The sequence below is a fragment of the Pseudomonas sp. URMO17WK12:I11 genome, assembly GCF_007677725.1.
Taxonomy (GTDB): Bacteria; Pseudomonadota; Gammaproteobacteria; order Pseudomonadales; family Pseudomonadaceae; genus Aquipseudomonas.
The window spans coordinates 307,750-332,020 of record NZ_VEDF01000003.1 but is presented as its reverse complement, the minus strand read 5'-3'; the positions used below and the strand labels follow the sequence as shown (position 1 = coordinate 332,020).

The 24,271-nt window shown below is 62.0% G+C and carries 26 protein-coding genes; 3 read left to right on the top strand and 23 right to left on the bottom strand.

Features of this window, described 5'->3' with window-relative positions; genetic code table 11:
• Positions 1 to 12: 12 nt before the first annotated feature.
• From FS665_RS07760 to FS665_RS07705, 12 genes are all read right to left on the bottom strand, one after another.
• Positions 13 to 315 (bottom strand): phage tail assembly protein, encoded by a 303-nt coding sequence (locus FS665_RS07760; RefSeq protein WP_145185832.1) that lies wholly within the window; start codon positions 313 to 315, stop codon positions 13 to 15.
• Positions 316 to 325: 10 nt separating this feature from the next.
• Positions 326 to 835, bottom strand: a complete 510-nt coding sequence (locus FS665_RS07755) for a phage major tail tube protein (protein ID WP_145185829.1) — start codon at positions 833 to 835, stop codon at positions 326 to 328.
• Positions 836 to 848: 13 nt separating this feature from the next.
• A complete protein-coding gene (locus FS665_RS07750; RefSeq protein ID WP_145185826.1) occupies positions 849 to 2,015 on the bottom strand; it encodes a phage tail sheath family protein in 1,167 nt (388 codons plus the stop codon).
• A 94-nt stretch (positions 2,016 to 2,109) separates the two neighbouring features.
• Positions 2,110 to 2,544 carry a phage tail assembly chaperone gene (locus FS665_RS07745; RefSeq protein ID WP_256675061.1) on the bottom strand — a complete coding sequence of 145 codons (435 nt, stop codon included), beginning with the start codon at positions 2,542 to 2,544 and terminating at the stop codon, positions 2,110 to 2,112.
• The gene (locus FS665_RS07740) at positions 2,523 to 4,499 is read right to left on the bottom strand and encodes a phage tail protein (RefSeq protein ID WP_145185823.1); all 1,977 of its coding nucleotides are present in this window, start codon (positions 4,497 to 4,499) and stop codon (positions 2,523 to 2,525) included. The genes FS665_RS07745 and FS665_RS07740 overlap by 22 nt, the downstream gene beginning before the upstream one ends.
• Complete coding sequence (locus FS665_RS07735; RefSeq protein WP_145185820.1) at positions 4,492 to 5,100, bottom strand: phage tail protein I; 609 nt, start codon at positions 5,098 to 5,100, stop codon at positions 4,492 to 4,494. Before FS665_RS07735 ends, FS665_RS07740 begins: the two co-directional genes overlap by 8 nt.
• A 1-nt stretch (position 5,101) precedes the next feature.
• Positions 5,102 to 5,983: a baseplate J/gp47 family protein gene (locus FS665_RS07730; protein ID WP_145185817.1), complete on the bottom strand. Its 882-nt coding sequence runs from the start codon at positions 5,981 to 5,983 to the stop codon at positions 5,102 to 5,104.
• On the bottom strand, positions 5,980 to 6,306 hold the full coding sequence (locus FS665_RS07725; protein ID WP_145185814.1) for a GPW/gp25 family protein: 327 nt from the start codon (positions 6,304 to 6,306) through the stop codon (positions 5,980 to 5,982). Before FS665_RS07725 ends, FS665_RS07730 begins: the two co-directional genes overlap by 4 nt.
• A 69-nt stretch (positions 6,307 to 6,375) precedes the next feature.
• The gene (locus FS665_RS07720) at positions 6,376 to 6,936 is read right to left on the bottom strand and encodes a phage baseplate assembly protein V (RefSeq protein WP_145185812.1); all 561 of its coding nucleotides are present in this window, start codon (positions 6,934 to 6,936) and stop codon (positions 6,376 to 6,378) included.
• Positions 6,933 to 7,430 carry a hypothetical protein gene (locus tag FS665_RS07715; protein ID WP_145185809.1) on the bottom strand — a complete coding sequence of 166 codons (498 nt, stop codon included), beginning with the start codon at positions 7,428 to 7,430 and terminating at the stop codon, positions 6,933 to 6,935. Before FS665_RS07715 ends, FS665_RS07720 begins: the two co-directional genes overlap by 4 nt.
• 2 nt (positions 7,431 to 7,432) lie before the next feature.
• Positions 7,433 to 7,780, bottom strand: coding sequence for a phage holin family protein (locus FS665_RS07710; protein WP_145185806.1), 348 nt, complete (start codon positions 7,778 to 7,780; stop codon positions 7,433 to 7,435).
• A 1,395-nt stretch (positions 7,781 to 9,175) separates the two neighbouring features.
• Positions 9,176 to 9,913 carry a S24 family peptidase gene (locus FS665_RS07705; RefSeq protein ID WP_145185803.1) on the bottom strand — a complete coding sequence of 246 codons (738 nt, stop codon included), beginning with the start codon at positions 9,911 to 9,913 and terminating at the stop codon, positions 9,176 to 9,178.
• 124 nt (positions 9,914 to 10,037) lie between these two features.
• Between FS665_RS07705 and mutS the strand changes: the two genes are divergently transcribed.
• Together mutS and fdxA are read left to right on the top strand one after the other, a co-directional pair.
• Entirely contained in the window at positions 10,038 to 12,611 is a 2,574-nt protein-coding gene (mutS, locus tag FS665_RS07700; RefSeq protein WP_145185800.1) for a DNA mismatch repair protein MutS, read from the top strand.
• A gap of 140 nt (positions 12,612 to 12,751) precedes the next feature.
• Positions 12,752 to 13,075, top strand: a complete 324-nt coding sequence (gene fdxA / locus FS665_RS07695) for a ferredoxin FdxA (RefSeq protein WP_145185797.1) — start codon at positions 12,752 to 12,754, stop codon at positions 13,073 to 13,075.
• Between the two features lie 506 nt (positions 13,076 to 13,581).
• Here fdxA and rpoS read toward each other — a convergent pair.
• The 8 genes from rpoS to FS665_RS07655 all read right to left on the bottom strand — a co-directional run bounded on the left by rpoS (position 13,582) and on the right by FS665_RS07655 (position 20,774).
• The gene (gene rpoS, locus FS665_RS07690) at positions 13,582 to 14,589 is read right to left on the bottom strand and encodes an RNA polymerase sigma factor RpoS (protein WP_008099655.1); all 1,008 of its coding nucleotides are present in this window, start codon (positions 14,587 to 14,589) and stop codon (positions 13,582 to 13,584) included.
• Between the two features lie 107 nt (positions 14,590 to 14,696).
• Entirely contained in the window at positions 14,697 to 15,551 is an 855-nt protein-coding gene (locus tag FS665_RS07685; protein ID WP_145185793.1) for a peptidoglycan DD-metalloendopeptidase family protein, read from the bottom strand.
• Between the two features lie 155 nt (positions 15,552 to 15,706).
• Positions 15,707 to 16,345 carry a protein-L-isoaspartate(D-aspartate) O-methyltransferase gene (locus FS665_RS07680; protein WP_178108310.1) on the bottom strand — a complete coding sequence of 213 codons (639 nt, stop codon included), beginning with the start codon at positions 16,343 to 16,345 and terminating at the stop codon, positions 15,707 to 15,709.
• Positions 16,346 to 16,386: 41 nt separating this feature from the next.
• Positions 16,387 to 17,136, bottom strand: a complete 750-nt coding sequence (gene surE, locus FS665_RS07675) for a 5'/3'-nucleotidase SurE (RefSeq protein ID WP_145185790.1) — start codon at positions 17,134 to 17,136, stop codon at positions 16,387 to 16,389.
• Positions 17,124 to 18,182: a tRNA pseudouridine(13) synthase TruD gene (truD, locus tag FS665_RS07670; protein WP_145185787.1), complete on the bottom strand. Its 1,059-nt coding sequence runs from the start codon at positions 18,180 to 18,182 to the stop codon at positions 17,124 to 17,126. Before truD ends, surE begins: the two co-directional genes overlap by 13 nt.
• Positions 18,179 to 18,652, bottom strand: coding sequence for a 2-C-methyl-D-erythritol 2,4-cyclodiphosphate synthase (gene ispF, locus FS665_RS07665; RefSeq protein WP_145185784.1), 474 nt, complete (start codon positions 18,650 to 18,652; stop codon positions 18,179 to 18,181). Before ispF ends, truD begins: the two co-directional genes overlap by 4 nt.
• A gap of 147 nt (positions 18,653 to 18,799) precedes the next feature.
• Positions 18,800 to 19,654 (bottom strand): S-formylglutathione hydrolase, encoded by an 855-nt coding sequence (fghA, locus tag FS665_RS07660; RefSeq protein ID WP_145185780.1) that lies wholly within the window; start codon positions 19,652 to 19,654, stop codon positions 18,800 to 18,802.
• Between the two features lie 7 nt (positions 19,655 to 19,661).
• On the bottom strand, positions 19,662 to 20,774 hold the full coding sequence (locus FS665_RS07655; protein ID WP_145185777.1) for an S-(hydroxymethyl)glutathione dehydrogenase/class III alcohol dehydrogenase: 1,113 nt from the start codon (positions 20,772 to 20,774) through the stop codon (positions 19,662 to 19,664).
• Positions 20,775 to 20,881: 107 nt separating this feature from the next.
• Between FS665_RS07655 and FS665_RS07650 the strand changes: the two genes are divergently transcribed.
• Complete coding sequence (locus FS665_RS07650) at positions 20,882 to 21,778, top strand: LysR substrate-binding domain-containing protein (RefSeq protein WP_145185774.1); 897 nt, start codon at positions 20,882 to 20,884, stop codon at positions 21,776 to 21,778.
• A gap of 32 nt (positions 21,779 to 21,810) precedes the next feature.
• Here FS665_RS07650 and ispD read toward each other — a convergent pair whose 3' ends face one another.
• The 3 genes from ispD to eno form a co-directional block, all read right to left on the bottom strand.
• On the bottom strand, positions 21,811 to 22,518 hold the full coding sequence (gene ispD, locus FS665_RS07645) for a 2-C-methyl-D-erythritol 4-phosphate cytidylyltransferase (protein ID WP_145185771.1): 708 nt from the start codon (positions 22,516 to 22,518) through the stop codon (positions 21,811 to 21,813).
• On the bottom strand, positions 22,515 to 22,796 hold the full coding sequence (gene ftsB, locus FS665_RS07640; RefSeq protein ID WP_145185768.1) for a cell division protein FtsB: 282 nt from the start codon (positions 22,794 to 22,796) through the stop codon (positions 22,515 to 22,517). Before ftsB ends, ispD begins: the two co-directional genes overlap by 4 nt.
• 156 nt (positions 22,797 to 22,952) lie before the next feature.
• Entirely contained in the window at positions 22,953 to 24,242 is a 1,290-nt protein-coding gene (eno, locus tag FS665_RS07635; RefSeq protein ID WP_145185765.1) for a phosphopyruvate hydratase, read from the bottom strand.
• Positions 24,243 to 24,271: the final 29 nt, after the last annotated feature.

The window sequence follows — 24,271 nt, the reverse complement described above, 5'->3', positions numbered from 1 at the left end:
TGCCGAGCCGGATCAAAGTTCGTCGTCCTGCACCAGGCGAAAATAGCCGTTTTGCAAACGGCTGTAGTCTTTCAGTGCCAGGGCCTCGAGGTCCTTGATGCCGACTTCGGCCAGGGAGGCGAACAGGTTCAGTTCACGGGTTTCGTCATCACCGCCCGCACCGGCCTGGGCACTGCGAATATCGCGCACGGTCGGGGCGCGCAATGACAGGCTGTCGACCTGCACGCCATTGGCCTGGCTGGGACGCGACAGGCGCACGGTCACGCGGTCGGCGCCGAGGGTCAGCCACTGCGGTTGTTGCTTCGCTTGAGCCATGTTCATCTCCTCACAAACCAAGTGCCGCACGCTGGCTGGCCAACTGGTCGACGCCGTCGATGACCCGGCGCATGCCCAACGCATCGATCTCGTAGATCACCCGGCCATCGACTTCGAGCTTGTAGTAGCTGAGCCCGACGCTGTGCTTGATCTCGGCCTTGTCACCGGATTTCCAGTCGCCCATGTCGATCTCCTTGAGGGTGCCGCGCAGGGTGACCACCACTGGGTTGATCTTGCCTTTGAGGCCTTTGAAGGCACCGCGGAAGGAGCCGTTGAAGCCACTGCCATCGGCCAGGCCGAAAAACTTCAGCGCTTCGCGGCGCACACCGCTGGTGGTAAAGGCCGCTTCCTGTTTTTCCATGCCCAAGTCCATTTCCACGGGCATGTCCATGCCACCAGGACGGTGCTCTTCCATCTTCAGGGTGAGTTTGGGCAGGGTCAGGCTCGGTACATCGCCCTGGAAGCTGACGCCGTCGACGAACAGGTTCAGGTTGGCCAGGGTTTCGGGGATCATTGCCATGTGGTTGCGCTCCTCAAGCGGCGGAATCGAGAACTTCGGTCAGCCACTGGTTAGTGACTTCAACACGGAAATTGGGGTTTTCGGCAGGCGGCACGTCGGTGAAACGAATGTTCCAGTACACCTTGCCCTGCTCCAGTTGGCTGGCGGTGTTCAGCTCGCTGTCGGCGAACACCTCGAAGTTGATGATCGCGCCCTGGTTCTTGAGGTCGCGCATGAACGCTTGCAGGCCCTCGGTGACGTCCTTGACGTAGGTGGCGGTGATGGCGCGGTCGACGGCCCATTTGTGGCCGTAGAGGATGGCGTCCATGACGATGTCCAGGGTGCGCACGCGGGTGACGAAGGCCCATTTCGGGTCGCTGGACAAGGTGCGGTTGCCCCACAGGCGGAAACCGTCGTCGCGGATGATGGTGGCGATGTTGGCGTTGTTCAGCAGGTTGGCGCGGCAGCTGTCGTCGCCATCGAGGAACTCCACAGGGCGGGTGGTCCCGGTAATACCGACGAACTCTTTGTTCGACGGCGAGGCCCAGAAGCCGTACTCGCTGTCGGTCCAGGCGAACAGGCCTGCGACCCAGGCCGAGGCCGGTGCATCGACGGTGGCCTCTTCAGCGTTGTCCCAGTACCGCACGCCTGGGTCGACCAGGAAGGCGCGCTTGGCGCCGAAGTTCTTGGCGTAGTCGAGGGCTGCCTGGTCTGTGGTATCAGGGCCGTCGATGATGGCGATGCCGCGCAGTTTGTCGGCCAGGGCGACCAATGCGCTGCCCACGGCCTGGGTGGCGCTGTGGCGCGGCGCGACCAGCAGGCGGGGCTGGGCATTGAAGCGGCTCTTGCCGTCGAGCAACGCCTGCAGCCCGGTGCGCTTGCCGTCAGCTTGCACCGCGCCGATCAGCGCAGCGGTCTGCTCGGCGGCATCTTCGAGCCTGGCCACGCCGCAGGCAACGATCACAGCTTTGGCGCGGGTATAGATGGCCCGGCAGGCCCGGGTGATGGCGGCGTTTTCACCGAAAGCGGCCACCGCCTCGCGCTCACTGGTGATCAGCACCAATTCGTTGGCCTTGGCCGTGACGCCAGCAACTTCGCTGAACGTGTCGACCAGGCCGATGATCGAGGACGACGGCAACGCGATGCTGCGCGCGCCGGTGTCGACATGGGTCACGGTGACGCCGTGGAAGAATCCACTCATGTAGGTTTACTCCGGATGTAGGGTATGAAAGGCCCCGCGAGTGCAAGGCCTGGAGGTGGGGTTGGAAAAGAGAACGCCCCGGCGGTGCGGGGCGTTATGAGGTTTGCAAAGCCAGCCACTCGGGTGGCGCGGGGGCTGATGACTGATCAGGAAAACTGGCCGAAGTTGGCCAGTCTCGTAGATGTTGCCGATAATTTAACAACTCGGAATACTGCTGCGCGGTCAACGTAGCGGAGATTGTCATTGCCAACTCATCGCGATGACGCATCACCAACCATTCAGTTGCTTGTAATCGAGCATCGCGCCAGATTCGCTGCATGGCTATAAGATCAGCATGATGCAACTGCGAGTCGAACTGAAATTTTCCCTGTTCAAAAAGCCACCCCGGCTTTGTATCTTCGCTACAGGGCAGCCAAACAAGATCAGGGTGATAGCGATCACTTGGATCCACATTAGTCACATCAGCCACTAGGCCGTTTACAACATGAGCCCACATATCAGGTCCCTTTAGTAAGTGATGAAAACGCAACCATCGGCACCTGGTTGGGATGTCGTAATTGTGCGTCCGGCACCGCCCATGCCCGGCTGTGTCAAGGTGGAGGAATCGTTGGCGGCGTAAATCGACTCGCTGCCGCCGCCAGCCCCTCCCCATGCCCCGGAGTTATTGCCATTGCGTACCGGGGGTGAGCCTGACCCCATCGAAGCATTGAAGTCACCACCAACGCCCACGCCACCGCCCGCGCCGTTGATCAGCAATCCTGCGGCACCGCCTGTTGCAGAACAGAAAGTCCCAAAAGAAGATGTGGCTCCTGCCCGGCCTGCGCTATTCACAGCATCAACGGCACGGCCACCAGCACCCACCGTGACGTTAATGCTGTCGCCAGGTACTACGGCGCATAGTCGACTGCAAATACCGCCCCCTCCGCCACCGCCTGCGCCTGTCTCAGCAGCTCCAAATGCACCGCTTCCTCCCCCTCCACGCAACTCGACGAGTACGCGTGTCACATTGGCGGGCACCTGCCACTGGTAGATCCCCGCTTTCGAGAATAAAACTCTCCCTCTTATCGGGAACTGGCTTGAAGTCAAACTTGTAGCGCCACCGGCAACCACTGCATAAATGCCGTTTTCAACGCAGGTCAGTATTAACGGAGGATCGAGATGAGTGATCGTCAGGGACTGATAAGCGCTCGAACCGACACTGATGTAGCCAGCCCCGTTTCCTGGCGCAGCTACCGTGATCGTGCCTTTGCCTGACCCAACCGACAAAATGAAGACTGCTCCGTTGGCAACACCGCTCGCGGCCAGATTGGCCGTTGCAGACCAAGTCCCCGAACCACTCATTGTTGTGTACTTGCCGGCATAAGCCTGGGTCAGCGTCTGCCCATCAGCCAAACCAGCTTGGCCGACTGGCAGATTGAAGCCAACATCTTTGACAAATTGTGTAGTCGCCAACTGAGTGCTGTTGTCCTCCCGAGCAGCCGTCACCGCCTTTGCGGTGCCAGTGAAGACAGGGTTAGCGATATTCGCTTTGAGAGTGAGCGCTGTAGTCACCTGAGTTGACGTGAAAACATCCGTGATGCCATAACCCGCGACGGTGGTCGGGTTGCTGGCCGCAATCACTCGGCCATATTTGTCAGCCGTAACGCTTCTATACGTGCCCGAGACAATCCCAGTTCGGCCAAATGCCATTTCGTAAGTTTGCGCGCTAACCCCGAGCGTTATCGGAGCATCGGTTGTCAGTTGCCAGGCACTGTCGCCATTGGCTACCCCTTTTTCCACAAGAACGAGCAGTCCAGGTGTTACCTTGGCGTCAGTATCGGCATCGTTACTACGGCGCCAGGCGCCGGTGGTGACGTCATAAATGCCGTTATCCTTTGCCTCAGACTGATCCTTCACTAATACCCGCGCGCCAGCGAACAGCGCTACACCATCAACTGTTTGCAAACCGCTCAGCGTGGTATTTGCGGTAGTCGCCGCCAGCACGGACGGTTTGAAGTCTTGGCGTGCAAGTTCCTCGCTGACCCATTCGCGTGTCGCCAGCACGACCGCTGGATCGATCTTCAACTGAACGTTACTGGCACTGCTGACCACAAGATTCATCCGTACCACCTGAGTGCGGCCGGAGCCCTGGCTTAACAAGGGCTTGTAGGTAGGCGCGCAATTGGCCACAGCAACCATGTCACCGTCGGCATCGTAAAGTGCGATTTCCCTGATCCACTTACCGCCCACATCGGCGGGAATAACCTGCTCGGCAATGATGATCGCATTGTTCTGATCATCCACCTTCAACTGGTTCAATGGGGCACGCCGCCATTCATTGATCAGGCTGGTCTGAGTAGCGTTAGGGGTCGGGTCAGCGCCATTGGCGTCGCCGATTGCCATCTGTGTGATTTTCCAAGCGATACCTAAGGCATCGGCGTTGGCTTGCTTCGCCGCACCCACGTTCGTGAGGATGGCGTAGAACTGAGAATTTTGATCAACCATGAGCAATATCCAAGGTATCTAATGTATGTTCGCGGCCACCGCGGCCAATGGCGCCGATGACCTCTAGGTCACGAGGTGCAAGCGGGTAGATGTCCAGCTCGTCGCCATCCTGAATCGCGCAGCCGAGATGGATGGCGCCACGGCTTTCAAGGCTGATCACAAGCCCGTTTAACTGGCGACTGACTGGCCGGGCGTCGTCGATCAGCGAAGACAACTCCTGATAGGTGCTCTCGCTGATACCCGCATTGGAAACGCCGATCTTCAATGCGAAAGTGCCAGCTTGGGCTGGTGGCGTGGTTTGCCACCACTCGTGCACTTCAATCAGATAGCCAAACGGCTCCACCACTCGGCGCAGCGCCCCGATGGTGCCCTTGTGCGCATGTACGAAAAACGCCGAGCGAATCACCGAGCGCTTGATCTCCTCGCTCCAGCTGTCTTCCCAGCGGTCCACCGACCAGGCCCAGGCGAGGTGATACAGCAAGTGCGCCGGGCAGTCGTCGGGGTTGTAGAGCAAGCGCAGGCTGGCTTTGAGATCCTCGTCGGCGGCCGCTTCGATGGCGCGCTCCAGCGCGGTGCGGTTGAGGGGCAGCAGGCTTTGCATGTCAGCTACCCCGCTTGAGGGTGAAGCCTTCGCACCAGGCCGCCTGGGCCTTGCTCGGGCGGATGTCGCTCCAGCCGCTGAGTTCGACGCGGCTGACCCCGTCGATGTGCAACTGCGCATCGATGCCCGAACGCGATACCTCCACGCCCAGTCGGCGACGCGGGTTGATCCAGGCCTGCAGACGGCGCTGACATTCGGCCAGGATCGCCTCGTATTCAGGGCCGTTGTCGGCCAGGTACAGCACGGCGTCGATGCGGTAAGGCAGGACCTGAGCACTGCGCACATTGAGGCGGTCGGCAACCGGGCGGATGTCGTCATCGTTAAGGTAGGCGGCGACCTGGGCCAGCAGTTCGGCACTGGCCTGGCCGTCGCCCTCCAGGCCCAGCACGGTGACATCCACCACTGCCGGCGACGGGCTTTCGGCGGTGGCGTCAGCCACCTGCCCCGAAGCGTTGCGGGCATGCAGGATGTAACTGTTGCGCGGACCTGCGGTGGTCAGGCCTTCATAGACCAACTGCACGCGCTCGCGCAGGGCATCGTCGGATTCCAGCATGGCTGGCACCGGCGGCACGCGGGTCAGGTCTTCGGCCTGGATCACCAGGCGCTGCACGCTGACGTTGGCGGCCAGTTGGTCAAGATCGGTGCCCTGGGCGTAGGCCAGCAGCAAGGCCTTGGCTGCATCGTTGATACGTGCCCGATTGAGCAGTTTGCGATAGGCGCCGACCTCGAGCAGCTTGGTCACCGGGTCGCTTTCCAGATTGGCCGTCCAGGCCTCGCCCAGGTACTGGCGAAAGGTCTGCAGATCGGCCGCATACAGGGTTTCGAAATCCACGTCCTCGAGCAACTGCGGGGCCGGCAGATTCGACAGGTCGACCTGGCTCATACGCTCACCTCCATGAGCGCTTGATCACCCAGATAACGGCCGCTCAGGGCCAGACTGACCTGGCCATCGAGCACGGCGACGACCTTGACGCGTTGCAGTTGCAAACGCGGCTCCCAGCGGCCCAGCGCACGCGCTACCTCAGCCTGCACGGCGCTTTTCCAGCCGTCGGTGACGGGCAGGTCGACGAAACGGCGCAACTGGCTGCCATAGTCTGGTCGCATGCGCCGGCTGCCCAGCGGCGTGGTGAGAATGTCTTCGATGGACTGGCGCAGATGCTCGATGCCGGCCAGGGGCTGGCCGGTACGGCGGTCCATGCCGATCATGGTGCGCCTCCTGGGTCATGGCTATGCATGGCACTCTCCTGATGAAAAAAGAGCCCTTACGGGCTCGTTTCAATGTTTGTGATTAGCGGTGTTGCCGGCCGTGTCGACGATCCGCCCCGCGCCATGGATATCGCCGCTGACCTGCAGCGGCCCGTCGATGGCGACCTTGCCGGCAAGGCTGATCGCCGCCGCCTGCAGGCTGATTGCAGCGTCGCTGACCTGCACGGTGCTGGCGCCGACGGTAATGGTGGCGCTGCCGCCGGGCAGCTGGATGGCATAGTGGCTGGCCTGCCAGTCGTAGCTGAGCGACCCGCCATCGGCAAAACGCCAGACTTCGACGTGCTCGCGGTTGTCCGGCGCGTTGCCTGCAGTGCCATACAGGCCGGGCAGAAAGGTGCCTTGGGCCGGCTCTCCACTGGGGCTGAGCAGCACGCCCTGCTCGCCCAGACCGGGCGCTCGCCAATGCCGTGCCGGGCCTGCAGCCTGGGCATGCCAGCGCAGCCAGGCGCTGGTCCAGCCGCTGCCATCGGAGACCCGCACTCTGGCGGCGGCGAGGTCCACCGCCACCACCCGGCACGGAATCACCAGGCACGCCAACATGCGGTCGTGCATGGCGCTGACGTAGCTCATGGCAGCGCCTCGGGAGCGACGTAGTGCGTTTCATTGCCCAAGCCGATGTCCGGCGCAAAGCCCAGCACCAAACTGCCCGGGGGTTGATCCGGCCAGCTCCAGCGCGCATCGCCAAGCAGCACCGGCTGGTCCCAGCGCACGGTCCAGGCGCTGCCTTCGAATTGCGCCTGCACGTTGCGGCTGGCCTCGACGAAGTCCAGCGCCCAATGCTGCTGGCGCAGCAGGTCCATCAACTGTGCAGCGAGCAGACTGCCCTGCAAGCGTGCTTCAGGGTTGGCACTGTCGGCGCTGATGTCGGCCTCGAATGTGGCAATCAGTACCGAACGCCCATCACGCGGCGCCGCATCGGCCGTCATGCGCACGATGCCATGGCGCAAGGCCGGGCGTTCAGGGGCGCTTCCTACAGCTGTGTAGGCATCAACCGATGCCAGCTCAGGAATCGCCTCGCGAATGGTGGCGGTCACTGCGGTGTGCAAGGTGGCCAATTCACTCATGCTCATACTCCTTTTCGTTCGTCGTCAGCCGCGTTGTCACGCAGCCCCAGGCGGCGGATCGCCCAGCGCTCATAAAGCCGCATGGCCACGTCGGCACCGCCAACGGCGGTCATGCAGCCCAGTGCACTGGCCGCCCAGATCGACACGCCGCCGGCATACAGCAACATCACTGTCGATACGCCGCAGGCCATGCAGGCCCCTGAGCGCAGCGCCAGCCTGCGCAGCAGCGACCAACCGGTGGCGCCGGCCTCGTCGGCTCGCCACATTTCACCGCTCAGGCCGCCCAGCAATGCCAGGACGATTACCAGCCAGAGCGGCATCTCCAGTAACGCTTGTTGCTCGGTCGTCACTGTCCTGTCTCCTGTGTGATGCCTGCTGGGGTGGCCTGCAGGCAGGTGGTGGGGGTATTGGCACGACTGTCTGCGTGCAGCAACTCGGCATTCCAAAAAGCCCGGCTTGCCAGGCTTTTCAGTAATGCGTGGTTCAACCGCCGGCCACGACTGGTGACGCCGCGCGGTTACGCTTCAAATTGATGACTCCGACCGCGGCTGCCTGCCCGCCAGATAACTGATCGTGGTGCTTTACGCTGCACACCCGGGCCAGTTGCCAACCCTCTGGACAGTTGAGGCCTGTCCATCGCTGCCTGTGTAACAACCGGTTTCTGTCCGGCTTGAGACACAGGCTATGCACTCATGCATATGCAGTCAATGCATTTTTTCATATTTCTATGCGTTTAATTTTGCTGATATGCATGCAGGCTATGCACACCGCGGTTTGTAGGAGTTTTCTGGGGACGAAAAAAAACCCGCCTTGGCGGGTGATGGCGGTTACTTTTAGGGGGTAAGTAGGTTCGCCTTGGGCTGTGCAGCGCCTGCGCGATCGAGCGCCGCCCGCGCGGCGCATCGCGAGCTGCGCTCGCTCCTACGTTTGTTTGCGGCCAATTATCCTGTGCGATTTGCGCGCGTACGCCTTGGCGCACGGCACGATATCGCGTCGTACCAACAAGGCGGTCGCGCGCGCCTGTCACAGACGTTATTGGCCTGAAACAAACGGTAGGAGCGAGCGCAGCTCGCGATGCGCCGCGCGGGCGGCGCTCGATCTCAACGGCAACAACACGCTCCCGCCCTACCCATTGCAGCAAAACCCGAATCCCCACACCCCCGAGACGCGCATCAACGATGGGGAGATCGAACGCCGCTCGCGCGGCGCATCGCGAGCTCTGCTCGCTCCTACGTTTGGGGATTTGCGCGCGTACGCCTTGGCGCATGGCGCGATATCGCGTCGTACCAACAAAGCGGTCGCGGCGCCTGTCACAAACGTTATTGGCCTGAAACAAACGGTAGGAGCGAGCGCAGCTCGCGATGCGCCGCGCGGGCGGCGCTCGATCTCAACGGCAACAACACGCTCCCGCCCTACCCATTGCAGCAAAACCCGAATCCCCACACCCCCAAGACGCGCATCAACGGTGGGGAGATCGAGCGCCGCTCGCGCGGCGCATCGCGAGCTCTGCTCGCTCCTACGTTTGGGGATTTGCGCGCGTACGCCTTGGCGCATGGCGCGATATCGCGTCGTACCAACAAGGCGGTCGCGCGCAAATGCCACAGGAATAATTGGCCCGAAACAAACGTAGGAGCGAGCGCAGCTCGCGATGCGCCGCGCGGGCGGCGCTCGATCGCCCAGACGCCCAATATCTCAAGCCATACCCTGATGCCCATACCCCCCAACCAACTGGCATCAACAAAGGATCAACGGGCGTACATCCCCCACCAGAACACATGGCCAAGCAGGCTGATCTGCTCGTCCTGCATTTGCTGGAAGCTGTAGTCTTCATCAGGGTGTTCGTCGCGATTGAAACTGCGCAGGCGAATGCCAGTGGGCAAACGATAAACCTGCTTCACCCGCAATTGGCCATTGTGATTGATCGCATACAGGTCACCATCGATGATGTCGCCGATCGAGCACTTGCCGGTATTGACCCCAACCGTTGCGCCATCGCGCAGCACCGGCAGCATGCTGTTGCCGCGCACCGTGACGCACTTGGCCTGGTCGAATTGCACGCCGTTATGACGCAGGCTCCGTTTGCCGAAGCGCAACCGTGCACGCTCGCTTTCTTCGATGACGAATCTTCCTGATCCTGCTGCCAATTCAACCTCGCGAAGAAAGGGTACCGACACCTCGTCATCCTCGACGGGGGTTTCGTCGTCCCACAGGCTGATGTCGCTGAGATGCGCATGACCTTGGACCTGCGCTGCAGGCTCGCGCGATTCGCCCAGTTCGGCGCGCCCGCGCAACTGCTCGGTACTGACAGCGAAATAGTCGGCGATCTTCGAGACATGTTTATCCGAAGGGTCGACGATCTTGCCGCTCAAGATGCGCGACAGCGTGGATTGAGGGATACCCGTACGCCGGTGCAGCTCTGTCGGCGACAGGCCGTGGCGATCGAGCAATGCTCTGAGGACGGAGGCTACGTTGCGTTTTTGCATAACGTGCATAATGCAGAGTTGCGTCAGCAAATGCAATGCGTCTGCGCGCCTGCATCCGCGGCAAAAAGCCTGTACCATTGCCGGTTTCGAAATCGCCAACCAGATCCCCCCTGTAAGGCCCTGAATGTCTGATCTTTCCGCACACACTCCAATGATGCAGCAGTACTGGAAGCTGAAGAACCAGCACCCGGACCAGCTGATGTTCTACCGCATGGGCGACTTCTACGAAATCTTCTACGAAGATGCGAAGAAAGCCGCAAAACTGCTGGACATCACGCTGACCGCGCGCGGTCAGTCGGCCGGCCAGTCCATCCCCATGTGCGGAATTCCGTTCCATTCCCTGGAGGGCTACCTGGCCAAGCTGGTCAAGCTGGGCGAATCGGTGGTGATCTGCGAGCAGATCGGCGACCCGGCAACCAGCAAGGGCCCGGTCGAGCGGCAGGTGGTGAGGATCATCACGCCAGGCACGGTCAGTGACGAAGCACTGCTCGATGAACGACGCGACAACCTGATCGCCGCCCTGTTGGGCGATGAGCGCCTGTTCGGCCTGGCGGTGCTGGACATCACCAGCGGTAACTTCAGCGTGCAGGAAATCAAAGGCTGGGAAAGCCTGCTGGCCGAGCTCGAGCGGCTGAGCCCGGTCGAGCTGCTGATCCCCGACGACTGGCCGCGCGACCTGCCCGCCGAGAAACGGCCCGGCGCACGCCGCCGCGCGCCGTGGGACTTCGACCGCGACTCTGCACGCAAAGCGCTGTGCCAGCAGTTTGCGACCAAGGACCTCAAGGGCTTTGGCTGTGACAAGCTGACCCTGGCCATCGGCGCCGCCGGATGCCTGCTGACTTATGCCAAGGAAACCCAGCGCACTGCCCTGCCGCATCTGCGCAGCCTGCGCCACGAGCGCCTGGACGACACAGTGATCCTCGACGGCGCTAGCCGTCGCAACCTGGAACTGGACATCAACCTGGCCGGCGGCCGCGACAACACCCTGCAATCGGTCGTCGACCGCTGCCAGACCGCGATGGCCAGCCGCTTGCTGAGCCGCTGGCTGAATCGGCCGTTGCGCGACCTCAAGGTGCTGCAGGCCCGCCAGGACTCGATTCGCTGCCTGCTCGATGGCTATCGCTTCGAGAAACTGCAGCCGCAGCTCAAGGAAATCGGTGACATCGAACGCATCCTGGCGCGTATCGGCCTGCGCAATGCCCGCCCGCGCGATCTGGCGCGGCTGCGCGATGCCTTGGGTGCCCTGCCCGAGCTGCAGAACGCCATGACCGAGCTGGAGGCGCCGCACCTGGCGCGTCTGGCCGCCATCACCGGCACCTACCCTGAGCTCGCCAGCCTGCTCGAGCGCGCCATCATCGACAATCCGCCTGCGGTCATCCGCGATGGCGGCGTGCTCAAGGCTGGCTACGACAACGAACTGGACGATCTACTGGCGATCAGCGAGAACGCCGGGCAATTCCTGATAGACCTGGAAGCGCGAGAAAAAGCCCGCACCGGCCTGGCCAACCTCAAGGTCGGCTACAACCGCGTGCATGGCTACTTCATCGAGCTGCCGACCAAGCAGGCCGAACAGGCGCCTGGCGACTACATTCGCCGCCAGACCCTCAAAGGCGCCGAACGCTTCATCACGCCAGAGCTCAAGGCTTTCGAGGACAAGGCCTTGTCGGCCAAGAGCCGTGCCCTGGCGCGGGAAAAGATGCTCTACGATGCGCTGCTCGAAACCCTCATCAGTCATCTGGCGCCGCTGCAAGACAGTGCTGCCGCGCTGGCCGAGCTGGATGTGCTGAGCAACCTCGCCGAACGTGCGCTCAACCTGGATCTGAACTGCCCGCGCTTCACCGATGAGCCATGCCTGCGTATCGAGCAGGGCCGCCACCCGGTGGTCGAGCAGGTGCTGACCACGCCGTTCGTGGCCAACGACCTAAGTCTGGACAACAGCACGCGCATGCTGATCATCACCGGTCCGAACATGGGCGGTAAGTCCACGTACATGCGCCAGACCGCACTGATCGTGCTGCTGGCACACATCGGCAGCTTCGTGCCTGCTGCCAGCTGCGAGCTGTCGCTGGTCGATCGCATTTTCACCCGGATCGGATCGAGCGATGACTTGGCAGGCGGGCGCTCGACGTTCATGGTCGAGATGAGCGAGACCGCCAACATCTTGCACAATGCCACCGATCGCAGCCTGGTGCTGATGGACGAAGTCGGCCGCGGCACCAGCACCTTCGACGGTCTGTCGCTGGCCTGGGCAGCTGCCGAGCGCTTGGCCCAGGTGCGCGCCTACACGCTGTTCGCCACCCACTACTTCGAACTCACCGTGCTGCCTGAGAGCGAGCCGCTGGTAGCCAACGTGCACCTCAACGCCACCGAACACAACGAACGCATCGTCTTCCTGCACCACGTGCTGCCTGGGCCTGCCAGCCAGAGTTACGGCCTGGCGGTGGCGCAACTGGCCGGTGTGCCGGCAGCGGTGATCCTGCGCGCGCGCGAGCATCTGGGCCGTCTGGAAACCACCAGCCTGCCCCGTGAAGCACCGGTGACCAAAAAAACCAAGGACGAGCCCCAGGTACCGCATCAAAGCGACTTGTTCGCCAGCCTGCCGCATCCGGCCATCGACACCTTGGGCAAGCTCAATCTCGATGACATGACCCCGCGTCAAGCTATCGAAATGCTATATCAACTAAAGAACCTGTTATAACGGCGTCCACAACAAGCTGTTAGAATCCGCCGCGGTTTGCTGGTGCTGCAGGTTATTAGCCTGGCCTGCAGCCACATACCCGTAAACCGCGCGGCCCCGAGAGGAAGGGCCGCCGCCGTCGCCTGAGGAGAGAACTAGAAATGACCTTCGTCGTCACCGACAACTGCATCAAATGCAAATACACCGACTGCGTGGAAGTCTGTCCGGTGGACTGCTTCTACGAAGGCCCGAACTTCCTGGTGATTCACCCGGACGAGTGCATCGACTGCGCACTGTGCGAGCCAGAATGCCCAGCCCAGGCGATTTTCTCGGAAGACGAGATTCCGGCTGGCATGGAGAACTTCATCGAGCTCAATGCCGAGCTGGCAGAGATCTGGCCAAACATCACCGAGCGTAAGGACGCCCTGCCCGACGCAGAAGAGTGGGATGGCAAGCCAGGCAAGATTGCCGACCTGCAGCGCTAAGCGCCCAGATACAGAAAAGGCCCGCAACGGGCCTTTTTCCATTTCGTGCAGGCAAAAAAAGGGGCGGTTTGACCCGCCCACATTTTTTCCGTAGTCCCTGCTTGTCCCAAACATCGTCCTGATGAAATCGCGTCGTGCGATGTCCCTGGCTTTCTCCCTGAAGGCCTGTGCATGTCCGTGTGCACAGTTCGAATACTAGCGAGTTCCCCGTGGCTGGCAAACCTACAGATCTCACAAGATATTGCCAGGAACACATTTCCACATATCCAAAATAGCTAGCATTTTCAATATGATACGAATATCTAACAGATGGGAACGGCTTTTATTTACTGCTAGTTACACTGATGGCTTACAACATTCGTAAGCAATGGCTTACATGCAATGCATCAGCGGTAGCGCTGTTCACAGTACTCGGTTCTCTCGCAACAGCGCGCGATGACAGGCTTAGATCCCAGAAACAACAACGCCCCGTCTGTACGGGGCGTTTGGCGCTGCGAGACAAACCGCTATTGGAACAGCGACTCGCTGGACAAGCCGTTCTTCTCGAGGATCTCACGCAGACGCTTGAGGCCCTCGACCTGGATCTGCCGCACGCGTTCACGGGTCAGGCCAATCTCAAGCCCTACGTCCTCCAACGTGCTGCTTTCATGCCCGCGCAGGCCGAAGCGGCGCACTACCACCTCACGTTGCTTGTCGGTCAGCTCACCCAGCCACTGGTCGATGCTCTGGGACAGGTCATCGTCTTGCAGCAACTCGCAGGGATCGGTTGGGCGATCATCAGTCAAGGTGTCGAGCAGCGTCTTGTCGGAGTCCGGGCCGAGCGATACATCCACCGAAGAGACGCGTTCATTGAGGCCGAGCATGCGCTTGACCTCGGCGACGGGCTTTTCCAGCAGTGTGGCGATTTCTTCCGGAGACGGCTCGTGATCAAGCTTCTGAGTCAGCTCGCGGGCTGCGCGCAGGTAGACGTTCAGTTCCTTGACCACGTGAATCGGTAGGCGGATGGTGCGGGTCTGGTTCATGATCGCCCGCTCGATGGTCTGGCGAATCCACCAGGTCGCATAGGTCGAGAAGCGGAAACCGCGTTCGGGGTCGAATTTTTCGACTGCGCGGATCAGGCCCAAATTGCCTTCTTCGATCAGATCGAGCAGGGACAGGCCGCGGTTGACGTAGCGACGTGCGATTTTCACCACCAGGCGCAGGTTGCTTTCGATCATGCGCTTGCGACCGGCAGGATCACCCTTCTGCGACAAGCGGGCGAAATGCACTTCCTCCTCGGGAGAAAGCAGCGGCGAGAAGCCGATTTCGTTGAGGTACAGCTGCGTGGCGTCCAGCGCCCGACTGTAATCGATATACTTGTGTTGCTTGAGCGAAGAGCCCGATTTGGCTCTGGTCCGAACCGAAGGTACAGCAGGTTCGTCTGACACCACATCCGTTTCCAAAACGATGCCCGTCTCCATCAGGAGGACGTCATCGTCGATGTCAAACTCCGGCGCTTCTTTATTGAGAGCCATTGTTATAGTCCTTTGCTGAGTTCGAACTCAGACTCTTGCGACGCCTGGATCCCTGGCAGCGCAGAAGCCTGTCCCCTCTACGTCCGAGGAACAGGCGGGTACAACGATCAACGACGTGGCAGGAACTGGAGCGGATCGACGGGTTTGCCCTGGCGGCGAATCTCGAAATGCAACTTCACCCGATCAGTGCCCGTGGACCCCATTTCAGCAATCGACTGCCCTGCTTTGACCTGCTGCCCCTCCCGAACCAACAGCCTGCGGTTGTGACCGTAGGCACTGACGTAGGTATCGCTGTGCTTGATGATGATCAGTTCGCCGTAGCCCCTCAAGCCACTCCCGGCGTAGACCACTGTACCACCTGACGCAGCAAAAACAGGCTGTCCCAAATCACCGGCGATATCAATGCCTTTATTCAAACTACCGTTTGAAGCGAATTTTCCAATCAGCACCCCATTGGCAGGCCATGTCCAACCGCCCACCGCCCGCTCTGCGGCGGGCACCGTGGTAACCACCGTAGTAGGCGCTGCGGGTGAAGTTGACGCCGGCTTCGTGCCGCTGGCGGGGGTGCCGATAGCCGTTCCTGCCGGGCGACGAGTGACCGTGGTCTTGCTCGACGACGATGGGCTGGAGACGACCGTGGTGGTGCCGCTCGAACCGCTGCTGAAACGAATCGCCTGGCCTGGACGAATGGTGTATGGAGCACCTATGCCATTGCGGGCAGCCAGCTCCTTGTAATCCCAGCCATAGCGAAAGGCGATCGAGAACAAGGTGTCGCCAGGTTTGACGATGTACTGACCGGAAGTCACTGTCGGGCGCTTGGGCGTTGCGCTGCGGTCGACCACGCGCGCGCCGCTGGAGCCTGTGCTGGAGCAGCCTGTAAGCAGCGTACCCATGGCGAACACAATCACCAGAAGCTTGAAAGCCCAGCGATCTTTGCGCTGCCCAATGACTGTATGCCCCACCCGCGCTCCCCTCATGGTGCCGAAAACGAAAAGACGATCTAATGCAATATTGTTGCATTATAACCAAGCCAGACGGCATTGGCAGGGCCAGGGCCCCGCCAGATAGACCGGGCCTTGGCGCAGGAATTCGTTACAGCTGAAAATTTCCTGGACGATCAGGCCAGCGGGCCGTTCAGCAGAGGTACGAAACGCACCGCGCCCAGCACCCGCCGCGAGAAGCCATGCTCCTCGCGTACGATCAGCATCAGCTGCTGCACCTCACCGGCGGGGCCGACTGGAATCACCATGCGGCCACCTGGGGCCAGCTGGTCGAGCAGCGCCTGCGGCACCTCGGCGGCTACCGCAGTGACGATGATGCCGTTGTACGGCGCCAGGGCCTGCCAGCCGTCGCAGCCATCGCCCCAGCGAAACACCACGTTGCGCAGGTTCAATTCGACCAGGCGCTCCTTGGCGCGATCCTGCAGGACCTTGATCCGCTCCACCGAGAACACGCGCTCGACCAGTTGGGCCAGAATCGCGGTCTGGTAGCCGGAGCCAGTACCAATCTCCAGCACCTTGTCCAACGGCCCTGCTTCGAGCAGCAGCTCGCTCATGTGCGCCACCATGAACGGCTGGGAGATCGTCTGGTTGTGCCCGATGGGCAGCGCGGTGTCTTCGTAGGCGCGATGGGCCAGCGCTTCGTCGACGAACAGGTGACGCGGCGTCCGGCGAATGACGTCGAGCACCTTGGGGTTCGATACCCCTTCTTCGCACAGGCGCTGGATCAAGCGCTCGCGGGTCCGTTGGGAAGTCATGCCGATGCCACCACGGCGCTGCAGATCGTCCTGGTCACGCATCAGAGCAGGCCCTCCAGCCAACCGTCGAGCTGCTCGAAGGCGTCGATGAAGGTGCGGTCGAGCTGCAACGGCGTGATCGACACGTAGCCCTGCATGACCGCGTGGAAATCGGTGCCCGGCCCGCCATCCTCGGCATCGCCAGCCACCGCGATCCAGTAACCTTCCTTGCCGCGCGGGTTGACCACCTTGGTCGGCGCCGCCGCCCGGGCGCGGTGGCCGAGACGGGTGAGCTGGATGCCGCGGATATGGGCCAGCGGCAAGTTGGGAATATTGACGTTGAGCACGGTGCGCGGCGGCAGGTGCAGGCGCGGCAGGGCTTCGACCAATCGACGCGCAATGTGGGCAGCGCTGGGCAGGTTGTCGGGCGAGCGTGACACCAGCGAGAACGCCAGTGAAGTGCCGCCGAGAAAACGCCCCTCCAATGCAGCGGCGACCGTGCCGGAGTAAATCACGTCGTCCCCGAGGTTGGCCCCCAGGTTGATGCCCGACACCACCAGGTCGATCGGGTCCGGCAACAGGCCGTTGAGCCCCAGGTGCACGCAATCGGTCGGCGTGCCATTGAGGCTGATGAAGCCGTTGGCAAGCGTCTGCGGGTGCAGCGGCCGATCCAGCGTCAGCGAGCTGCCGGCGCCGCTCTTGTCTTGGTCCGGGGCGATCACCACGCACTCGGCATAATCCTTCAGCGCACCGTGCAGCGCGGCGAGGCCCGGTGCTGTCACACCGTCGTCATTTGAAATCAGAATACGCATGGGCTGTCCGTCTGCCCTGCCGGCACCAGATCGACGAGTTCGCGCACCACCACGGTGGCGAAGCATCCGGCCGGAAGGACGAATTCCAGTTGCAGGATATCAGGCTCAGGATAATGCCACGTCAGCCCGCCAATAGGGAGCCGCAGGATGCGCCGTTCGTGACTCATGCCCGCATACGCGAGCCAGTCGCACAATGCCTGGTTGCGTGCACCGATCGCGGTTTCCAGTGCCAAGGTCGCGCCGCCAGCGGGCGACGGGCCTTCGCCCCACATCGGACCGGTGGGGTGCAAATCGAGGATTCCCAGGCGCGGATCAGAACACTCCTGCTCACCTGCCGGGAAAAAACTACGGCTGTCGGTGAATGCCAAGAGGTCGCCGACCTGCGCCCGCTGCCAGCTGCCGTCGGCCACGCGCGCAGCCAGCAGCTGGTTGAATACATAGCTGCGGGCCGCCGAGAGCAGACGCGAGCGCACGTTGCGTTGTTCGGGCAGTGCCTTGCGCGTGGCCCAGTCGAGCGCATCGTGGACGTTGCCGCCCAGGTGGCCAAAGCGCTGACTGCCGAAATAGTTGGGCACGCCGTGCTGCTTGAGCGATTCAAGGCGCTGGTCGAGGGCCTTGTGATCGGCGCCAAGGCCGGTCAAGCGCAGGGTAAAACCGTTGGCCGAATGGGCACCGCGTTGCAGCTTGCGCTGGTGACGCACCTGCTTGAGTACCCGCAAGGTGGCGTCCTCGGCGCGCGACAGGTCGGGGTCGGCCTTGCCCGGCAGGTGCAGGCTGAACCATTGCCGGGTCAGGGCCTGACGGTCCTTGAGCCCGGCATAGCTGATGGCGCGCACCGGCACGCCGGCAGCGCGCGCCAGGCGCCGAGCAGCTTCCTCGGTATTGAGGTCGCGCTTTTCCACCCATAGCCACAGATGCTCGCCCTGGCCTGAAAGCGGGATGTCCAGCACTTCGTCGACCTGAAAGTCGTCGGCCACGGCTTTGAGCACGGCCGTGCCCAATGCCTCGCCCGATGCCCGTGGGCCCAGCAGTTCCTGTTCGGTCATGCTGTGAGCAGCAGGGCGACAGCGTGCACGGCGATGCCCTCCTCCCGGCCGGTGAAGCCGAGCTTCTCGGTGGTGGTGGCCTTGACGTTGACCTGGTCGAGCTCGACCTGCAGGTCCTGGGCAATCAGCTGCCGCATGGTGTCGATATGCGGCGCCATCTTGGGGGCCTGGGCGACGATGGTGGCGTCGACGTTGCCCACGCGCCAGCCCCTGGCGTGGATGATGCCGATGACATGGCGCAGCAGCACGCGGCTGTCGGCGCCCTTGAACTGTGGGTCGGTGTCGGGAAAATGCTTGCCGATGTCCCCCAGCGCCGCAGCGCCGAGCAAGGCATCGCTCAACGCGTGCAGCAGCACGTCGCCATCGGAATGGGCCAGCAGGCCGTATTTATGGGAAATTCGCACCCCACCCAGGGTAATGAAATCACCGTCGCAGAAACGGTGCACATCGTAGCCGTGGCCAATACGCATAAAAAAAGCCCTGATTGAGACAGGGCCTGATTCTACCTGCATTTGCAGCTGCAAGCTGCAAGGCGAGCTGCAAGCTAGAAGCTAGAAGTAAAAGCGGATCTGATTTCACTTGCAGCTTGTAGCATGCGGCTTGCAGCTTGCCACCTCCTAGAGCCGGCCGAGCGCCATGGCGTGATGGCGCAGGTGTTCGTCGATGAAACTGGCGATGAAGTAATAGCTATGGTCGTAGCCCGGCTGCAGGCGCAGAGTCAGCTCGTGGCCGCCTTTGCGGGCGGCCTGTTCCAGCGCCTCGGGTTTGAGCTGCTTCTCCAGGAAATCATCGCGGTCGCCCTGGTCGACCAACAGCGGCGGGCAGGCGCCTGATGCAGTCTCGGCGAGCAACACGCTGGCATCCCACTCGCGCCAGCGGGCGCGATCTTCACCGAGGAAGCGACTGAAGGCCTTCTCGCCCCACGGGCAATCCATCGGGTTGCTGATCGGCGAGAACGCCGACACCGAGCGATAGCGACCGGGGTTGCGCAAAGCGCACACCAGTGCGCCATGGCCGCCCATGGAGTGGCCGCTGATACTGCGCTGCTCCGAGGCCGGGAAGTGCGCCTCGATCAACGCCGGCAACTCTTGCACTACATAGTCATGCATCCGGTAGTGCTGCGCCCACGGCTGTTGCGTGGCATTGAGATAGAACCCGGCGCCGAGGCCGAAGTCCCACGCGCCATCCGGATCGCCCGGCACCTGCTCGCCACGCGGGCTGGTGTCGGGCGCGACGATGATCAGGCCAAGCTCGGCAGCCAGGCGCTGGGCGCCGGCCTTCTGCATGAAATTCTCATCGGTACAGGTCAGCCCGCTCAGCCAGTACAGCACCGGCAGCTTGGCGCCCTGCTCGGCCTGTGGAGGCAGATAGACCGCGAACACCATGTCACAACCCAGCACCTTGGAGTGATGCCGGTAACGCTTGTGCCAGCCACCGAAACTTTTCTGGCAGGAGATGTTATCCAGGCTCATGGCAACCTCAGAAATGGATGACGCTACGAATGCTCTGGCCTTCATGCATCAGGTCGAATGCCTTGTTGATGTCTTCCAGGCCCATGGTATGGGTGATGAAGGTATCCAGCGGGATCTCGCCCTTCTCCGACATTTCCACATAGCTCGGCAGCTCGCTGCGCCCGCGCACACCGCCGAACGCCGAACCCCGCCAGACGCGACCGGTGACCAGCTGGAACGGACGGGTGGCGATTTCCTGGCCGGCACCGGCAACACCGATGATCACCGACTCGCCCCAGCCCTTGTGGCAGCATTCCAGGGCAGCGCGCATCAACTGCACGTTGCCGATACATTCGAACGAGAAGTCCACGCCGCCATCGGTCAGGTCGACGATCACTTCCTGAATCGGGCGGTCGTAGTCCTTCGGGTTGATGCAGTCGGTGGCGCCGAGCTGACGGGCGATTTCGAACTTGGCTGGGTTGATGTCGATGGCGATGATGCGCGCAGCCTTGGCCTTGACCGCACCGATCACCGCCGACAAGCCGATGCCGCCCAGGCCGAAGATGGCGACGGTGTCACCTGGCTTGACCTTGGCCGTGTTGAGCACCGCCCCAATCCCTGTCGTTACGCCACAGCCCAGCAGACACACTTTCTCCAGCGGTGCTTCCTTCTGAATCTTGGCAACCGAGATCTCCGGCAGCACGGTGTATTCGGAGAAGGTCGAGGTACCCATGTAGTGGAACAACTGCTGGCCTTCGTAAGAGAAGCGCGTGGTGCCGTCAGGCATCAGCCCCTTGCCCTGGGTCGCACGAATGGCCTGGCACAGGTTGGTCTTGCCGGACACGCAGAATTTGCACTTGCCGCACTCTGGGGTGTACAGCGGAATGACGTGATCGCCGACAGCCACCGACGTCACCCCTTCGCCCACGGCTTCGACGATCGCACCGCCTTCGTGCCCGAGGATCGAGGGGAAGATGCCCTCTGGGTCCGCACCGGACAGGGTGTAGGCATCGGTGTGGCAGACACCGCTGGCGACCACGCGCAGCAGCACTTCACCGGCCTTGGGCATGGCGACGTCGACTTCGACGATTTCCAGGGGTTTCTTGGCCTCGAAGGCAACGGCAGCGCGGGACTTGATCATCACGGGGGTCTCCAATTGGACAACATTTGGATCTGCAGTGTAATCCAGGCACATTTGATGAATAATCAGGCCAAAGCCAAAACATTATTGCCGTACAGGGATAATCAATGAGTCACCGCTGGGAGGGTATCGATGAGTTTGTGGCGGTCGCCGAGTCTGGCCAGTTCACCGCAGCAGCCGAGCGCTTGGGCGTATCGTCATCGCACATCAGCCGGCAGATCGCCCGGCTTGAAGAGCGCCTGCAAACCCGACTGCTCTATCGCAGCACCCGGCGCGTAACCCTGAGCGAAGCCGGGCAGACTTTTCTTCAGCACTGCCAACGGTTGCAGGACGGTCGCGAGGAAGCGCTGCGGGCGATGGGCGATCTGGCCAGTGAACCCAAGGGGCTGTTGCGCATGACTTGCGCCGTGGCCTACGGCGAGCGCTTCATCGTGCCACTGGTAACGCGCTTCATGGCGCTGTATCCGCAGTTGCGCGTCGAGGTCGAACTGAGTAACCGGACCTTGGACTTGCTGCACGAGGGCATGGACCTGGCTATTCGCCTCGGCCGCCTGGCCGATTCGCGACTGGTGGCATCACGTCTTGCCCCCCGGCGCATGTACGTGTGCGCATCGCCCGCCTACCTGGAACGTTACGGGCGCCCTCACAGCCTGTCGGAGCTGGCCCGTCACAACTGCCTGATCGGGAGCTCGGACCTGTGGGCGTTGCAACAGGATGGCCGCGAGATCAGCCAACGGGTGCAGGGCAACTGGCGCTGCAACAGCGGCCAGGCAGTGCTGGACGCGGCGCTGCTGGGCATGGGCTTGTGTCAGTTGCCGGATTACTACGTGCGTGAGCACCTGCGCAGCGGCGCTTTGGTGTCGCTGCTGGAAAGCCATCAGCCGCCGAACACAGCGGTGTGGGCGCTGTATCCGCAACAGCGGCACCTGTCGCCGAAAGTCAGGCGCCTGGTGGACTACCTCAAGGAAGGCCTGGCGGGCTTACCCGAATATCGCCAGGCTTGAGCTGCAAGCATCTTTGGCAGGCGCACAGAACCTCAGCGGCGCCCCGTCCAGCGTTGGCGCAACCAGTCCAGGTCTTCCGGGCGGGTGACCTTGATATTGTCGCTGCGCCCTTCGACAAGCCTGGGTGCTTGACCCGACCACTCGATGGCCGAAGCCTCGTCGGTGACCGTCACATCGGACACCAGGCTCTCGGCAAGCGCCCGGTGCAACGCGCCCAGACGAAACATCTGCGGCGTGAACGCTTGCCAGATGGTGCTGCGGTCGACGGTGGCCGCGACGCGGCCGCTGGCATCGGCGCGTTTGAGCGTATCGCGCGCGGGGACCGCCAACAGGCCGCCAACCGGATCGTCGGCCAGCTCCAGCAGCAGCTTGTCCAGGTCGCTGCGCGCCAGGTTCGGCCGCGCGGCATCATGCACCAGGACCCAGTCGCTGTCATCGGCACCCTGGGCATGCAGGAGCAACAAGGCATTGAGCACCGAATCGGCACGCTCTGCGCCACCGGCGGCCCGCTGGATGCGCACATCCCTAGCACAGGGCAAGGTGGCCCAGTAGGGATCGTGTTCGGCCACGCTCACCACAACACCCTTGAGCGCAGGGTGATCGAGAAAACAATCGAGGCTGTGTTCGAGAATGGTCTGCCCGGCCAGCTCCAGGTACTGTTTGGGGCGGTCGGCAGCCATGCGGGCACCGATGCCCGCAGCAGGAATGACGGCCCAGAAGGCCGGTAGGGTTTCACTCATTTTTGCGGCAGCTGGAAGAGGGTTTCGCCCTCTTTGACCATCCCCAGTTCATGTCGAGCCCGCTCTTCGACGGTCTCCATACCTTTTTTCAACTCCAGCACCTCGGCATCGAGCACGCGATTACGCTCCAGCAGCCGCTCGTTCTCGGCATGCTGTTCGTCGATCTGCTGCTTGAGCTCGGCCACCTGCGCCAGGCTGCCGTTACCCACCCAGAGGCGGTACTGCAGGCCAGCCAGCAACAGAAGCAGGACAAGGAACAACCAATAGGGACTGCGCATCGAGGTATCCAGGTTAAAGACAGCCGCAGGTGGGCGTCATATAGCACGAAGCCTGGCCGAGGCCAGGCTTCGTCGACAGAAACCCGCATGAAGGGACGAACATTTCAGCGTGAAAGTTCCGCCCGCCTCGGCTGCTGTCTTTTTACCATCTCTTGCTTAGCCGCGAAACTCGGCACGACCACGGTAAACCGCCTTGGCACCCAGCTGCTCTTCGATACGCAGCAGTTGGTTGTACTTGGAAACGCGGTCAGAGCGGCACAGCGAACCGGTCTTGATCTGGCCCGCAGCGGTACCCACCGCCAGGTCGGCAATGGTCGAGTCTTCGGTTTCACCGGAACGGTGCGAGATCACCGCGGTGTAGCCTGCAGCCTTGGCCATCTGGATGGCTTCCAGGGTCTCGGTCAGCGAACCGATCTGGTTGAACTTGATCAGGATCGAGTTACCGATGCCCTTCTCGATGCCTTCCTTGAGGATCTTGGTGTTGGTGACGAACAGGTCGTCGCCGACCAGCTGCACCTTCTCGCCGATCTTGTCGGTGAGGATCTTCCAACCGGCCCAGTCGGACTCGTCCAGGCCATCTTCGATCGAGATGATCGGGAAGCGCTCGGTCAGGCCCTTGAGGTAGTCGGCGAAGCCTTCGGCGTCGAACGACTTGCCTTCACCGGACAGGTTGTACTTGCCGTCTTCGTAGAATTCGGACGCGGCGCAGTCCAGCGCCAGGGTCACGTCGGTGCCGAGCTTGTAACCGGCTTTCTCGACCGCCTCGGCGATGGCGCCCAGGGCATCCTCGTTGGACGCCAGGTTAGGCGCGAAACCACCTTCGTCACCGACTGCGGTATTCAGGCCACGGGCCTTGAGCACGGCTTTGAGGTGATGGAAGATTTCCGTGCCCATGCGCAGGCCGTCGGAGAAGGTCTTGGCGCCAACAGGCTGAACCATGAATTCCTGGATGTCGACGTTGTTGTCGGCATGCTCGCCACCGTTGATGATGTTCATCATCGGGACCGGCATCGAGTACTGACCCGGGGTGCCGTTGAGGTTGGCGATGTGCGCGTACAGCGGCAGGTCCTGGTCCTGAGCAGCAGCCTTGGCGGCAGCCAGCGACACCGCCAGGATGGCGTTGGCGCCCAGCTTGGCCTTGTTCTCGGTACCGTCCAGCTCGATCATGGCACGGTCCAGGGCCTTCTGGTCGGAAGGATCCTTGCCCAGCAGCAGGTCGCGGATCGGGCCGTTGATGTTGCCGACGGCTTTGAGCACGCCCTTGCCCAGGTAACGGCTCTTGTCGCCATCACGCAGCTCCAGCGCTTCGCGCGAGCCGGTGGAAGCACCGGACGGCGCGCAAGCGCTGCCGATGATGCCGTTGTCGAGCAGAACATCGGCTTCCACGGTGGGGTTGCCACGCGAATCGAGAACTTCACGACCTTTGATGTCGACGATTTTTGCCATTGTTGTAAGCACTCCAGAATTGACGAAAA